This is a genomic window from Pectobacterium versatile, assembly GCF_003932035.1.
Taxonomy (GTDB): domain Bacteria; phylum Pseudomonadota; class Gammaproteobacteria; order Enterobacterales; family Enterobacteriaceae; genus Pectobacterium; species Pectobacterium versatile.
In genome coordinates this window covers 1-14,399 of sequence record NZ_CP034276.1, presented here as the reverse complement: position 1 = coordinate 14,399, position 14,399 = coordinate 1, and the positions used below count along the sequence as shown (strand labels likewise).

General features: G+C 51.8%; 13 protein-coding genes. 6 read left to right on the top strand and 7 right to left on the bottom strand.

Annotated features, from left to right (window positions below):
* Positions 1-48: 48 nt before the first annotated feature.
* The 5 genes from rbsB to EIP93_RS00045 form a co-directional block, all read right to left on the bottom strand.
* Complete coding sequence (gene rbsB, locus EIP93_RS00065; RefSeq protein WP_005976509.1) at positions 49-936, bottom strand: ribose ABC transporter substrate-binding protein RbsB; 888 nt, start codon at positions 934-936, stop codon at positions 49-51.
* A 25-nt stretch (positions 937-961) separates the two neighbouring features.
* Entirely contained in the window at positions 962-1,930 is a 969-nt protein-coding gene (gene rbsC / locus EIP93_RS00060; protein ID WP_010681479.1) for a ribose ABC transporter permease, read from the bottom strand.
* Between the two features lie 7 nt (positions 1,931-1,937).
* The gene (rbsA, locus tag EIP93_RS00055; RefSeq protein ID WP_010300119.1) at positions 1,938-3,443 is read right to left on the bottom strand and encodes a ribose ABC transporter ATP-binding protein RbsA; all 1,506 of its coding nucleotides are present in this window, start codon (positions 3,441-3,443) and stop codon (positions 1,938-1,940) included.
* Between the two features lie 7 nt (positions 3,444-3,450).
* Positions 3,451-3,870, bottom strand: a complete 420-nt coding sequence (gene rbsD, locus EIP93_RS00050; protein ID WP_010300118.1) for a D-ribose pyranase — start codon at positions 3,868-3,870, stop codon at positions 3,451-3,453.
* 204 nt (positions 3,871-4,074) lie between these two features.
* Positions 4,075-4,470, bottom strand: a complete 396-nt coding sequence (locus EIP93_RS00045; RefSeq protein WP_039475183.1) for a YgiW/YdeI family stress tolerance OB fold protein — start codon at positions 4,468-4,470, stop codon at positions 4,075-4,077.
* 258 nt (positions 4,471-4,728) lie between these two features.
* Here EIP93_RS00045 and qseB point away from each other — a divergent pair, with 258 nt between their 5' ends.
* Together qseB and qseC are read left to right on the top strand one after the other, a co-directional pair.
* Complete coding sequence (qseB, locus tag EIP93_RS00040; RefSeq protein WP_125232092.1) at positions 4,729-5,391, top strand: quorum sensing response regulator transcription factor QseB; 663 nt, start codon at positions 4,729-4,731, stop codon at positions 5,389-5,391.
* Positions 5,388-6,737, top strand: coding sequence for a quorum sensing histidine kinase QseC (qseC, locus tag EIP93_RS00035; RefSeq protein ID WP_125232091.1), 1,350 nt, complete (start codon positions 5,388-5,390; stop codon positions 6,735-6,737). Before qseB ends, qseC begins: the two co-directional genes overlap by 4 nt.
* A gap of 179 nt (positions 6,738-6,916) precedes the next feature.
* Here qseC and kup read toward each other — a convergent pair whose 3' ends face one another.
* Complete coding sequence (kup, locus tag EIP93_RS00030; protein ID WP_039533588.1) at positions 6,917-8,785, bottom strand: low affinity potassium transporter Kup; 1,869 nt, start codon at positions 8,783-8,785, stop codon at positions 6,917-6,919.
* A 463-nt stretch (positions 8,786-9,248) separates the two neighbouring features.
* Here kup and ravA point away from each other — a divergent pair, with 463 nt between their 5' ends.
* Both ravA and viaA read left to right on the top strand, forming a co-directional pair.
* Complete coding sequence (gene ravA, locus EIP93_RS00025; protein ID WP_125232090.1) at positions 9,249-10,748, top strand: ATPase RavA; 1,500 nt, start codon at positions 9,249-9,251, stop codon at positions 10,746-10,748.
* A gap of 5 nt (positions 10,749-10,753) precedes the next feature.
* Complete coding sequence (gene viaA, locus EIP93_RS00020) at positions 10,754-12,232, top strand: ATPase RavA stimulator ViaA (protein WP_125232089.1); 1,479 nt, start codon at positions 10,754-10,756, stop codon at positions 12,230-12,232.
* On the opposite strand, the gene asnA is transcribed toward viaA, so the two are convergent.
* A complete protein-coding gene (gene asnA, locus EIP93_RS00015) occupies positions 12,229-13,221 on the bottom strand; it encodes an aspartate--ammonia ligase (protein WP_125232088.1) in 993 nt (330 codons plus the stop codon). The two genes, viaA and asnA, sit on opposite strands and share 4 nt — an antisense overlap.
* A 152-nt stretch (positions 13,222-13,373) precedes the next feature.
* Between asnA and asnC the strand changes: the two genes are divergently transcribed.
* Positions 13,374-13,835, top strand: a complete 462-nt coding sequence (gene asnC / locus EIP93_RS00010; protein WP_039363775.1) for a transcriptional regulator AsnC — start codon at positions 13,374-13,376, stop codon at positions 13,833-13,835.
* An 89-nt stretch (positions 13,836-13,924) separates the two neighbouring features.
* Positions 13,925-14,368 (top strand): FMN-binding protein MioC, encoded by a 444-nt coding sequence (gene mioC / locus EIP93_RS00005; protein WP_039275940.1) that lies wholly within the window; start codon positions 13,925-13,927, stop codon positions 14,366-14,368.
* Positions 14,369-14,399: the final 31 nt, after the last annotated feature.

The following is a 14,399-nucleotide window of genomic DNA, read 5'->3' as shown; positions in this document are numbered from 1 at the left end:
ATAATGCGCCACCACAAACGGGTGGCGCGAGCCCTGCTTATTCTTTAATTATTTTGCTACCAGCTTCAGGTCAACCGGAATGATGGCCTGCGTTTTTTCACCTTTCAGCACTTTCGCAGCCGTTTCGATACCGATTACACCGATCTGATCAGGACGCTGAGCAACGGTTGCAGCCAGCTTGCCTGACTCAACGGCCTTCACGCCATCCTGAGTGCCGTCAAAACCAACGACCAGCACATCTGTTTTACCTGCGGTTTGCAATGCACGCAGTGCGCCCAACGCCATTTCATCGTTCTGGGCAAATACGGCCTGAACGTCAGGGTGCGCGGTCAGCAGGTTCTGCATCACGTTCAGCCCTTTAGTACGGTCGAAGTCAGCCGGTTGGCTGGCCAGCATCGCGAATTTATTTTTCTCAGCAGATTTCATGAAGCCAGCCCCACGCTCACGCGCGGCAGACGTTCCGGCAATCCCTTCCAACTGAATCACCTTGGCACCTTCACCCAATTTCTTGGCAATGAAGTCACCGGCAACTTTACCACCGAAGGCATTATCAGAAGCAACGTGGCTCACAACTTCACCACTGCTGGCAACGCGGTCCAGCGTAATAACAGGGATCTTGGCCTGATTGGCCATTTTAATCGCATTACCTACCGCATCAGAATCGGTCGGGTTGATCAGCAGAACTTTGGTTCCGCGCACCGTCAAATCCTGAACGTTAGCCAGTTCTTTTGCTGGGTTATTCTGGGAATCCAGCACAATCAGCTCGTAACCCAGTTTGTCAGCTTCTTTCTGTGCACCCTCTTTCATTGAAACAAAGAACGGGTTATTCAGCGTAGAAACCACCAGAGCAACCGTATCTTTGGCCAAGGCATTAGCACTGACAGTCGCGCTCAGCGCAACAGCGGAAACCAGAGTAGCCAGCTTTTTCATATTCATAACTCAATTCCTGTGTGAATGAAGGTTATTTACTGCTTTTGTTATCTACCAGGACCGCCAGCAAAATGACGACTGCTTTAACGATCATTTGGTAGTAAGAAGAAACACCTAATAAATTCAGTCCGTTGTTGAGGAAGCCAAGGATAAGTGCGCCGATCAACGTGCCAACGATACGCCCTTTACCTCCAGCCAGACTGGTGCCGCCCAATACTACAGCCGCGATGGCATCCAGTTCATACCCTGTACCCGCCGTAGGCTGTGCAGAGGACAAACGTGCGACTTCGATAATTCCCGCCAGGGCAGACAGCAGCCCACACAGGGAATAGACAATAATCTTGATTTTATCAACGCTGATACCAGACAAACGGGTTGCAGATTCATTGCCGCCCAGCGCATAGATATAACGCCCCAACCGCGTATGGTGCAGCATGTACCAGGCCGCCGCGAACACGATAGCCATGATCCAGATTGGCGTCGGAATCCCCAGCGGACGACCGATACCAAACCAGCCAAATGCATCTGCCACATCGGAAAAGCCGGTATTCACCGGGCTGCCGTTGGTATAAACCATCGTCACACCGCGAAGTAACAGCATCATGACCAACGTGGCAATAAACGCCTGCACTTTGCCTTTGGATACAATGACCCCCGTACCCGCACCAATCAGCGCACCCAGCGCCAGTGCGCCAAACACCGCCACCAGTGCATTGACTTCAAGCCCGACGATGGAAGCCGCTACGGCACCGGTCAATGCCAGCAGTGAACCCACCGACAAATCGATTCCCGAGGTCAGTATCACCAGCGTCATGCCAACGGCCATGATGGCGTTCACCGACGTCTGCTGGAGAATATTGAACAGGTTGTTCAGGGTAAAAAAGTTAGGGCTCATGGCGGACACAACCGCAATCAGGATCAGGAGCGCGATCAGCGATTTCTGCTCCAATAACCACTCTTTGCTGAACCAGCGTTTTGCCGCGATAGATTGAGAACTCATGTCTGACTTACTCCTGCTTTGCGCCGTATTGCTTACCAACGGCCGCGGCCATCAGTGCTTCCTGGGTTGCTTGCTCAATAGGGAAATCACCGCTCAAGCGCCCTTCATGCATCACAATGATGCGATCGCTCATTCCCAAGACTTCGGGCATTTCGGATGACACCAATATGATGCTCAGCCCTTCTTCTTTGAATTGATTGATTAACTGATAAATCTCTTTCTTCGCCCCGACATCGACGCCACGCGTCGGTTCATCGAGGATCAGGACATTCGGGCGCGTCATCAGGCCACGGGCAATCGCCACTTTCTGCTGATTACCGCCGGAAAGCAGGCCGATAGGCTGCTCCATCGAAGGCGTTTTCACGTTGAACAGCCGAATAAAATCGGCAACCGTCAGTTGCTCTTCGGCGTGTTTCAGGCGACCGCCCGCATGGCTGAAATAGCGCAGTGCGGTTAAGGACATGTTTTCTTTTACCGACATGCCCAGCACCAGACCATCGCGTTTGCGATCTTCCGATATATAAACGATGCCGTTCGCCAGGCCATCCTGCGGTTTACGGGTCACCACGTCGCGGCCATCCAGCGTCACATTGCCGCCCGTACGCGGCAGTGCGCCGTAGAGAATCTTCATCAGCTCGGTACGACCCGCGCCCATCAGCCCCGCGACGCCCAGAATTTCGCCTTTTCGCACCGTAAAGCTGACGCGCTCTACGCCCGGCCCTGACAGGTTCTGCACCTTAAGGCGAACCTCTCCCGGCACTTTACTTGAACGCGGGTACTGATCTTCCAGCTTACGACCCACCATCATTTCAATCAGCGTATCTTCCTCTAAGTCACTGACCGGACGCTCGCCGATAAACTGACCATCGCGGAAAACAGTAATGTCATCGCAGATTTCAAAGATTTCTTTCAGACGGTGGGAAATATAGACAATGCCGCATCCCTGAGATTGCAGCTCTTTGATCACGCTGAATAGCGAAGCGGTTTCGGTATCCGTCAGAGCATCGGTAGGTTCATCCATGATGATGACTTTCGATTCAAAGCTCAGCACTTTGGCAATTTCTACCATTTGCTGATCGCCAATCGATAAATCCCCGACCATACGACGACTGTCGTAGCGCAGATTAAGGCGTTTCAGCAGCTTATCGGCTTCCGCATACATCTTGTTCCAGTCGATACGACCGAAGCGGTTGGTAAACTCACGGCCAAGGAAGATATTCTCGGCAATCGTGAGCTGGGGAATCAGGTTAAGTTCCTGATGGATAATACCGATACCTGCTTCCTGAGACGCTTTCGGCCCGCTGAAATCCACCTCTTGTCCCAGAAAATGGATGCTGCCGGCATCTTTACGATAGATCCCGGTCAGGACTTTCATCATGGTGGACTTGCCCGCACCGTTTTCGCCCACCAGCGCCATCACTTTTCCCGGATAGACATTGAGTGCCGCACCGGAAAGCGCTTTAACGCCGGGAAAAGATTTCGTGATGCCTTGCAGTTGCAGTAAAGGTTGCATTGATGCCTCAGAACGTTACGCCAGCACAAAGGATGACATTGGCATACGGAGAACACTCTCCGCTGCGAATGATCGCCCGGCTTTTTCCGCTTTGGGTTTTAAATTCTTCATGGCTAACATAGTGCAATGCAATTGAGTTTCCCTGGTGTTGTTCGAGTTGCTTCAATTGATCGAGTAATGCGTCATGGACTGCGGGGTTCTTTTCAATAATCTCTTCCGCCAGAATAGCGGCCTCGACCTGCATTTCGCTGGTAACAACGCTAACAACCTGCAAGAACGTCGGCACGTTATGCGTCAACGCCAGGTCGATACGGGTCGTCGTTTCAGGAATCGGTAAACCGGCATCACCAATAACAAGGCTATCGGTATGCCCCAGTCGAGAAATCACGGAAGAAATATCTGAATTCAGTAATGCTGCTTTTTTCATCTTCTCACCCCACCAGCGAAACGTTTCGCTAATAACATTCTAGAAAAAGAAGCAAGAAAGGCAATGAAGAGATAAAAAAAATGTGATCGCTATCGAAACGTTTCGCTAACAAAAAAATAAAGAGAACAAGAGGCTGTTATAGAAGGTTGATAAATAGAGAAATGGCGGGTAACGGCCCGCCACGAGGGAATTGAGGATAACTATTTAGAGTTTGCGAATCTGCTTCACATCCAGCTCGACGGAGTTGAAGTCTTTATCCAGTTCACCCTGAATTTCCACTTTGTCGGTGGGCGAAACCATCTGACCATTCCAGCGTTTGTGATCGATTTCGACTTCCATCGTGCCTGTCGCGTCGCGGAACAGGTAGTTTTCATCACCGATCCGTTTTTCAATATTACCGCTCAGCGTCACCCAACTGTCATCACGCAAATCTTTAGCTTTATCTACCGTGGTGAGGGAACTCTGTTGATCAATGAATCCCCCTTTATGTGTGCCAACCGCAGGCGTTTCTGGGTTGACGAAACCACCGCCGCTTTGTGCGGCAAATACGGGTGCAGAAACCAGAGCGGTAATGGCAAGTAACGCAGCTGCTTTTTTCATGTTTACCTTCCTTATTTTTTCTGTTGTTTCACAGTCAACGGTTTCGCAGTCAGCCTGCGGGAGTAATCGGTCTTCGGGAAGGATTAAAGCAAACCGTTCTTAACAGAATCTTAAGGAGTCAGCGTTTACTTTCTTATTTTTTTATATTGCCGAAATCGCCCGATTTCAGCGATTTGTCCTGTACACACCGCCTCTCTATTTCGTATAAAACCGGAAAAGACATAAGCGCAACAGCAGTACATTCCCTGCGAGGCCCCCATGAGAATATTGTTAATCGAAGACGATCGCTTGATTGGTGACGGCCTGAAAGCTGGGTTAAACAAACTGGGCTTTAATATTGACTGGTTTATGGAAGGTAAAGCGGGTGCCGCTGCATTGAAGGCTGCCCCCTATGATGCGGTGGTGCTCGATCTCAGCCTGCCGGGCATGGACGGGATGGATATTCTGCGTCAGTGGCGTCAGGCGGGACATGACGAACCGGTGCTGATTCTGACCGCCCGCGATGCGTTGGAACAGCGCGTAGAAGGGCTACAGCAGGGTGCCGATGATTATTTATGTAAGCCCTTTGCGCTGACAGAAGTGGCCGCTCGCCTGCAGGCACTGATTCGCCGTCGTCACGGCCAACTACAACCGACATTAACGCACGGCGCAGTTTCCCTTGAGCCGGGATCGCGGAGCGTCACACTTAACAATGAACCGCTGATACTAAAATCTCGCGAACTGGCGTTACTGGAACTGTTTTTGCTCAATCCGAGCCGCGTACTCACGCGCGCGCAGTTGGAAGAAAAACTCTATGGGTGGGACGATGATGTCTCCAGCAATGCGGTAGAAGTGCATATCCACCACCTGCGCAAAAAGCTGGGTGGCGGGTTTATCCGTACCGTGCATGGCGTTGGCTACATTCTGGGAGATGCACCATGAACCGACTCAGCCTGCGTTTACGCCTGATTGCGGGTTTCACGCTGCTGACGCTGACTTGCTGGGGCGTAGCCAGTTTGCTTTCGTGGTATCAAACGCGTCATAACATCAATGAGTTATTTGATACCCAGCAAATGCTGTTTGCTAAACGTCTTGCCACGATGAACCCCGATGAATTGCGAATTCAGTCGACTTCTCTGCCCAAAACCAAAAGTCTGGTACATAAGGATCGAGGCAAGCAGGACGACGATGCCCTAGCCTTCGCCATTTTTACTCGCGACGGGAAGATGGTGTTGAATGATGGTGAGAACGGCAAAGATTTCATTTTTGATTACCAGCGAAACGGCTTCACCGACGGCAAATTGCGCAATGACAACGACGCATGGCGCATCGTCTGGTTAACGACGGCAGATGATCGTTACGTGATCGCTGTCGGACAGGAATGGGAATACCGTCAGGACATGACGCTGGATATTGTAAAAACCAACCTGATGCCCTGGCTGTTTGCGCTGCCGATCATGCTAGCGCTGCTGTTCTGGCTGGTAACGCGAGAACTCTCACCACTAAAACGCATTACCGCCGAGCTTCAACAGCGTTCACCGGACGAAAGTACGCCGCTGGCAACGCAGCACGTCCCGCAGGAAGTCCGCCCGTTGGTCAATGCATTGAACCACCTGTTTTCCCGCATCAGCGACATGCTGGTTCGTGAACGTCGTTTTACCTCCGATGCGGCTCATGAATTGCGTAGCCCGTTAGCAGCGTTGAAAGTCCAAACCGAAGTCGCACAGCTCGCGCATGATGATGAAGCCATGCGGCACCATGCACTGGTCAATCTGGACAAAGGTATCGATCGGGCCACACGGCTGGTGGATCAACTCCTGACGCTGTCGCGGCTGGATGCCGAATCGTCCCCCGAAGGGATGCAGCCCGTCCAGTTCAATGAACTACTGCAACAGGCAGTGATCGCGCACTACCACACAGCGCAAACCGCAGGTATCGAACTGACGCTGGATTTACCAGATACGCCGGTCATCCGGCAGGGCCACCCGCTGCTGCTGGCTCTGCTGGTACGCAATCTGCTGGATAATGCCATTCGCTATTGCAATGAAGGGGGAACGGTAAGCCTGACGCTGACAGAGCACGGCTTTCAGGTTACCGATAACGGACCGGGCATTAGCGAGGAGGCGCTGGCAAGAATTGGCGAACGTTTTTATCGCCCGCCGGGGCAAGAGAAATCCGGCAGCGGTCTGGGGATTTCCATCGTAAATAACATCGCCACGCTGCACCGCATGCGGGTCACGTTCACCAATCAGCCCGAAGGCGGGCTGATTGTGTCAGTGAATTGGTAACGATTATTCTCTCTATCTATACGTTAACGCACTGAGCAATATGGTTTCCCCAACTGGCAGCAACTCGCTGCTTGTTATTAGGGAAACACGGGGATGAGGTTCCCGCAGGGACGCCTCGCCACGTGGTCAACCGTATATCTCGATCTTATCCCAACATAGCGCCCTAATCGTGGGAACGCTTAAATCTCAACCTGTATCCCCAGCTCAATCAGCCTGTTCGGCGGTATTTCAAACTGATCCGCCGCCCGCAGCGCATTACGGCTGAGCATCATGAATAGCTTACCGCGCAAGCGCAGATACCACGGGCGCTCACCGATAATCAGCGATTCATTGGACATAAAGAAAGACGTTTCCATCATTTGGCAGGTTAACCCATCCTGCCAGCAGCGCTGAAAGACCTCTTCCACATCCGGCGTCTCACGCCAGCCATAGTTGGCAATCACGCGCCAGAACGTCGGCGAAAGCTGTTCAACCGTCACTCGGCGAGCGTTCAATACATAGGGCGCATCCTCCGTTCGCATGGTCAACAGCACCACGCGCTCATGCAGGATTTTATTGTGCTTAAGGTTATGCAGCAGTGCGAACGGAATCACGCGAGTCGCACGCGAGAAATACACGGCGGTTCCTGGCACACGCGTCGGCGGCGTTTTCTCCAGTGACGCAATCATGGCATCCAGCGAGTTACCATGCTCATGCAACCGGCGCAGCAGCCTGAAACGCTCGCTTTTCCATGTGGTCATGATGATAAACATCACCATACCCAGCGCCAGCGGCAGCCAGCCGCCAGAGAGGATCTTGACTACGTTTGCCAAAAACATCGGCACGTCAATAATCAGCAGGCCCGCCAGCAAAACCCACGCCAGATAGCGATTCCAGAGCCAGTTCTTCACTGCCACCGTACAGAACAGAATGCTGGTAATCACCATCGTGCCCGTTACCGCAATCCCGTAAGCCGCCGCCAGATTACTCGAATGCTCAAAGCTGACAATCACGATGACGACGGCGATATAGAGCATCCAGTTAATGGCAGGAATATAAATCTGACCGGATTCCATATCTGACGTGTGTACGATACGCATCGGTGGTAAATAGCCCAGCCGCACCGCTTGGCGCGTCAGGGAGAACACGCCGGAAATCACCGCCTGCGAGGCAATAATTGTCGCCAGCGTGGCCAATATCATCAGTGGAATCAGCGCCCAATCTGGCGCCAGCAGGAAGAACGGGTTTTTGATGGCTTCCGGGTCTTTTAACAGCAACGCGCCCTGGCCGAAGTAATTTAACACCAGCGACGGCAGCACCACCGTAAACCAAGCAAGACGAATCGGGAATTTACCAAAGTGGCCCATATCGGCATACAGCGCTTCGACCCCAGTAATCGCCAGCACCACCGCCCCCAACGCGAAGAACGACACCGCTTTATACTCGACAAAGAAGCGCACAGCGTACATCGGGTTCAACGCCTGCAAGACTTCGGGATTAGCGATAATGCTGCGCGCGCCCAGGATACCAAGCGTTAAAAACCAAATCAGCATCACGGGAGCAAACAGCTTGCCGACGCTACCCGTACCGTGTTTTTGAATGATAAACAGTAATGTCAGGACGACAATCGAGAGCGGAACGATATAGCTGTCCATCGACGGCGCGGCGATTTCCAGCCCTTCCATCGCCGACATCACTGAGATAGCAGGCGTGATGACGACTTCCCCATAAAAGAAGCTGCCACCAATCAACCCCATGATGACCAGCACGGACGTCATGCGATCGGAGGTATTGCGCCCGGCTAGCGACATTAATGTCAGAATCCCACCTTCGCCTGCGTTATCGGCACGCATCACATAGGTCAGATATTTCAGCGAAACAACAAGAACCAACAGCCAAAAGATCAGTGAAAGAAAACCAAAGACCGAGTCAGGTTCGACCCCAAAACCAAACTGCCCTGATAAACATTCCCTTAACGTATAAAGAGGGCTGGTTCCTATATCTCCATAAACCACCCCGATGGCCGCCAGCGTGACAGCCGGAAGCGAACGTTTATGTTCTGAGCTCATAAACCTATCTTCTGTTGTTAATCAGTCCGCGAAGCGCGTCATTCACAGCAACTCGTCCAAAAGCGCACAGTATGCACAAATCAGGGTAAAAACCCATTTTTATTGTGCGGGCCATCTTCTTACACCTTAAATAATTCGGGTTGCAGGAAGGCGGCAAGCGAGGGAAGCCCGATGAGCTTACTCAAGTAAGTGATTCGGGTGAGTAAGCGCAGCCAACACACCTGCAGCTTGAAGTATGACAGGTGTATACGAAACATCCTGTAAAGGGTGGTTTATTGCTTACTTACCCCGTTAGGGTGAATAATCCGTAAAAGTATTCTAATAAAAATCTGTGATCTGCCGTTTATTATTACTATTGTCTTTCTGAAAGTAGGTTTTTTCTGAGACACCGCTTTCAGTAGAGCAACCAAATTCAAAAATAAACGATTTCAGTACATCACATCATGGGACTAACGGATTAATTATGCGTCAAACCGCGGCATTGGCTGAAAGAATTTCTCGCCTCAGCCATGCGCTAGAACATGGGCTCTACGAAAGACAGCACGCCATTCGTCTCTGTCTGCTGGCTGCGCTAAGCGGGGAAAGTGTTTTTCTCCTCGGGCCGCCAGGTATAGCCAAGAGTATGATTGCCCGGCGCCTTAAATTCGCTTTTCGTCATGCGAATGCGTTTGAGTACCTGATGACCCGCTTTTCCACCCCGGAAGAGGTATTCGGCCCCCTTTCCATTCAGGCATTAAAAGATGAAGGGCGCTACCAACGTCTGACCGCCGGTTATCTGCCAGAAGCCGAAATCGTATTTTTGGATGAAATCTGGAAAGCGGGCCCCGCTATTTTGAACACCCTGCTGACGGCCATTAACGAACGACGTTTCCGTAATGGCAACAGCGAAGATACGATCCCCATGCGCCTGCTGGTCGCGGCCTCGAATGAACTGCCGGAAGCGGATGGCGGTCTGGAAGCGCTCTACGACCGAATGCTCATCCGTCTGTGGCTCGATCGCGTGCAGGAAAAACAGAATTTCCGTGCGCTGCTTGTGAATAACAGCAGCGAACGCGATAACCCCGTTCCATCCGCCCTTAGCGTCAGCGATGAAGAGTACCAACAGTGGCAGAAGGATATTGAACATATCGCATTGCCGGAGTTCGGTTTCGAGCTGATTTACACACTGCGTCAGCAGCTCGATGCGCTGGAAAAGGCACCTTACATTTCCGATCGACGCTGGAAAAAAGCCCTGCGCCTGCTTCAGGCCAGCGCATTTTTCTGCGGACGGGACACCATTACGCCGGTTGATATCATTCTGCTGAAAGACTGTCTCTGGCATGACCAAAGCACGTTGACGCTCATCGAACACCAGCTTGAGCTACTGATTACCGAGCACGCTTACCAGCAGAAAAGTCTGCTGTTCCGGCTGCAACAGGCGAATACCAAACGTCAGCAATATCAGCGTGAACAAAGCGAATTACAGGCATTTTCGGTAGAGAAACAGGGGCACTTCCTTGGCCGGAAATTCCATTACACGTTGCCTGACACGATCGTTGCTGAAACGCTGGATCTGGTGCTGCAACGCCCGCTGATCCTGCACGATATTGAAGTCAATCACCTGATCATTGAAAAGAATGCTTTGCAAGGCTGGCTGCAAAAAGGGGGAGAAATCCGGGGCAAACTCAACGGCATCGGCTTTACTCAACGTCTCGATCTGCTGGTGGACGATCGCCAGCATCTGACGGTTCGCGATATCAGCCTGCAATCCTCCATTCTTTCTCTGCCAGAAAAGCGCGACTGTGCGCTGCCTGCCGACATTACCGATGAATATGAAAAGCTGAACATGCAGTTGCGCGAACAGCGCCGCTTATTCAGCCAGCATCAGCCTTGTCTGTTCGTCCCCGCTGAGTGGCTAGCCAAAATAGAAGCCAGCCTGCAGCAGGTTGCCGAGCAAATCCAGCAATCAGAGCAACAGGACTAACGCCGATGATCACGCTGGAATCACTGGAAATGCTGCTGTCTATCGATGAAAACGAACTGCTGGACGATCTTGTCGTCACGCTGTTGGCAACGCCGCAGCTCGCTTTCTTCTTTGAAAAGTATCCCAGCCTGAAGTCCGCGTTACTCAACGATCTTCCTCACTGGAAAGAAACCTTAAAGCAGCGCCTGCGCACCACGCAGGTACCGCCAGAGCTGGAAAAAGAATTTAGCTGCTACCAACGTTCACAATCGATCGACAACCAGGCTTTTCAGACACGCCTGCCTGCGATTATGGATATGCTGAACAACGTAGAATCCCCTTTTCTGGCACAGGCCTCACAGCTCATTACCTCTCCAGAGAGAACCTTAGGGCAGAAGATCACCAGTGGGCTCCACGCGCTCTTTCTGCAGCGCTGGCGGCTAAGCCTCACACTGCAAACCGTTTCACTGCATCAGCAGTTGATGGATCAGGAACGGGAAATCCTGCTGGATGAACTGCAACAACGCCTGACCCTCAGCGGCAAACTCGAACCTATTCTGGCCGAAAACGAAAACGCGGCCGGGCGGCTCTGGGATCTCAGCGCAGCGCAGCGTATTCATACCGATCCCCGCCCGTTACTGGATTTCGGTGCTTTCCTGCAACGCCAGCCCGCATTACAAAAACTGGCGGAACGCTTAGGCCGCAGCCGGGAAACCAAATCCATCCTCACGCAAGAGGCGCCACAAGAAGCCTTCCGGGTAAGAGTTCGAGAACCGGCCACCGTGCCCGAACAGGTCAGCGGCGTTCATCAGAGCGATGACATTTTGCGTTTGATGCCGACGGAGCTGGCCACGTTGGGCATTAGCGAACTGGAATATGAATTCTATCGTCGCCTGCTAGAGCATCGGCTGCTGACCTATCGCTTACAAGGGGAGAGCTGGCGCGAGAAAATCACCGAGCGCCCCGTTGTCCATCAGCAAAACGAACAGCAGCCGCGTGGCCCGTTTATCGTCTGCGTTGATACGTCAGGATCCATGGGCGGATTTAATGAACGCTGCGCGAAAGCCTTTTGTCTGGCACTGATGCGCATCGCGCTCGCCGACAACCGCCGTTGCTACATCATGCTGTTTTCTACCGGCGTGGTGAAATATGAACTCACGTCTGCGGACGGCTTAGAGCAGGCGATACGCTTTCTCAGCCAGTCCTTCCGCGGCGGCACGGATATGAGCGCCTGCCTGTCAGCATTATTGGATAAGATGGACGATGCACTCTGGCATGATGCCGACGCGGTGGTAATTTCGGATTTTATCGCCCAGCGGTTGCCGGATGAGGTGGTAAATAAGGTGAAAAGCCGCCAGAAGCAGCTACAGCATCGTTTCCATGCTGTAGCGATGTCCGATCATGGCAAACCCGGCATCATGCACATCTTTGACCATATCTGGCGCTTTGATACCGGGTTAAAAAGCCGCTTAATGCGCCGTTGGCAACACGGCAAAGCTGATTAAAGCAGGCCGGAAACTGACTCACGCAGCGGCTGTGGCCATACGCCGCACTGAACCAGACCAATGTGTGGCAATTGCAGCAACAGCATGACCAAACGAGACTGACCGATTCCCCCACCGATCGTTTGCGGCATTTCACCGCGCAGCAGCGCCTGATGCCATTCCAGCTTCAGACGTTCTTCATCCTGCGTCAGCGCTAACTGGCGTGTTAAGGCTTCAGCATCAACGCGGATGCCCATTGATGAAATCTCAAACGCATCGTTCAGGACCGGGTTCCACACGACGATATCGCCGTTCAAGCCCGCCAATTCCTGCTCGCCTGGCGTTGTCCAGTCATCATAATCCGGCGCACGCACATCGTGAGAGTGTCCGCTGGACAGCTTACCGCCAATCCCAATCAGGAATACCGCACCCAGTTCTTTAGCGATAGCGCGTTCACGCCCTTTGGCATCCAGATCGGGATAACGCTGCAGCAGCATTTCGGTATGCACAAAATGAATCTGTTCTGGCAGGAAAGGCTGAATGCCAAACGCCTGATGTACCGCCGCTTCCGTTGCTTTAATGCCCTGATAAATACGCGTCACTGTCGATTTCAGATACTCGGCATTGCGCTCTCCATCCCCCATCACGCGCTCCCAGTCCCACTGATCGACATAGACAGAGTGAATCGGGCTCAGACGATCTTCATCCGGGCGCAGTGCTTTCATGTGGGTATAGATACCTTCGCCGAAGCTAAAGTCATACGCGCCCAGCGTTTTACGTTTCCATTTCGCCAGTGAGTGAACCACTTCAAATGTGGCATCCGGTAGGGCTTTAACCTTAACCTGCACCGCTTTTTCCGTACCGGACAAGTTATCCTGCGTACCATCACCGATACGGCTGAGAATCGGTGCCTGGACTTCAATCAATCCCAGAAGCTGCTCCAGTTGGCTGGAGAAGAAAGACTTAACGAAGCTGATTTGCTGTTGTTTTTCGATGTACTGCTTTTTCATTGCCGCGTCTCTTATTCATCGTATTTAGTTATTCATTAAGCAATAAAAACTGCCAGTCATTCAATAATCTTATGGATAAATTGCACTTGTGCTTTTAATCCGTCATTTTATAGCGGTATAAAATCATTATTCGATAAAATAGGGGGCTCAAAGTGGCAGAAATTTATCAGATCGATAATCTCGATCGAGGCATTCTTTCCGCCTTAATGGAAAATGCACGCACGCCTTATGCCGAACTGGCAAAACAATTTTCCGTCAGTCCAGGTACGATCCACGTTCGGGTGGAAAAAATGAAGCAGGCAGGCATCATTGTCGGTACACGTCTGGATGTGAATCCAAAACAGCTGGGCTACGACGTATGCTGTTTTATCGGCATCATTCTGAAAAGCGCCAAAGATTATCCCTCCGCGCTGGAGAAGCTGAACAATCTGGAAGAAGTAGTCGAGGCCTACTACACCACTGGGCATTACAGCATCTTTATTAAGGTCATGTGCCGCTCGATCGAGGCACTACAACATGTGCTTATCAACAAGATCCAAACAATTGATGAAATTCAGTCCACTGAAACGCTGATCTCCCTGCAAAACCCCATCATGCGGACGATCACGCCGTAATGCTTTTTTCCTATACCCATATTATCCACAGGTAGATCCCAGCCAGATCACAGCGTACAATGTCCCGTCTTTTATCGGATGGGATCGCTATGGCAGACATTACCTTAATCAGTGGCAGTACCCTTGGCAGTGCCGAATATGTTGCAGAACATTTGGCCGAACTGCTGGAGAAGGATGATTTTTCCACTGAAACTCTCCATGGCCCCACGCTTGATGCACTGCCTGAAAGCGGTGTATGGCTGGTGGTGACGTCTACACACGGTGCAGGGGAATTCCCTGACAACCTGAAAGCACTGTTTGAACAGCTGGAACAGCAAAAGCCCGATCTTTCTCAGGTGAGTTTCGGTGCAGTGGGGATCGGTAGTAAAGAGTACGACACATTCTGTGGCGCGATCCAAACAGCGGATCGTGTACTGGCTCAATTAGGGGCCAAACGGATCGGTGAAATCCTCGAGATCGACATCACCCAACATCAAATTCCAGAAGATCCAGCAGAAGAATGGCTAGGATCGTGGGTTAATTTACTCAAATAAGATGAAATATTCGGCAGTTGAATGTGGATAA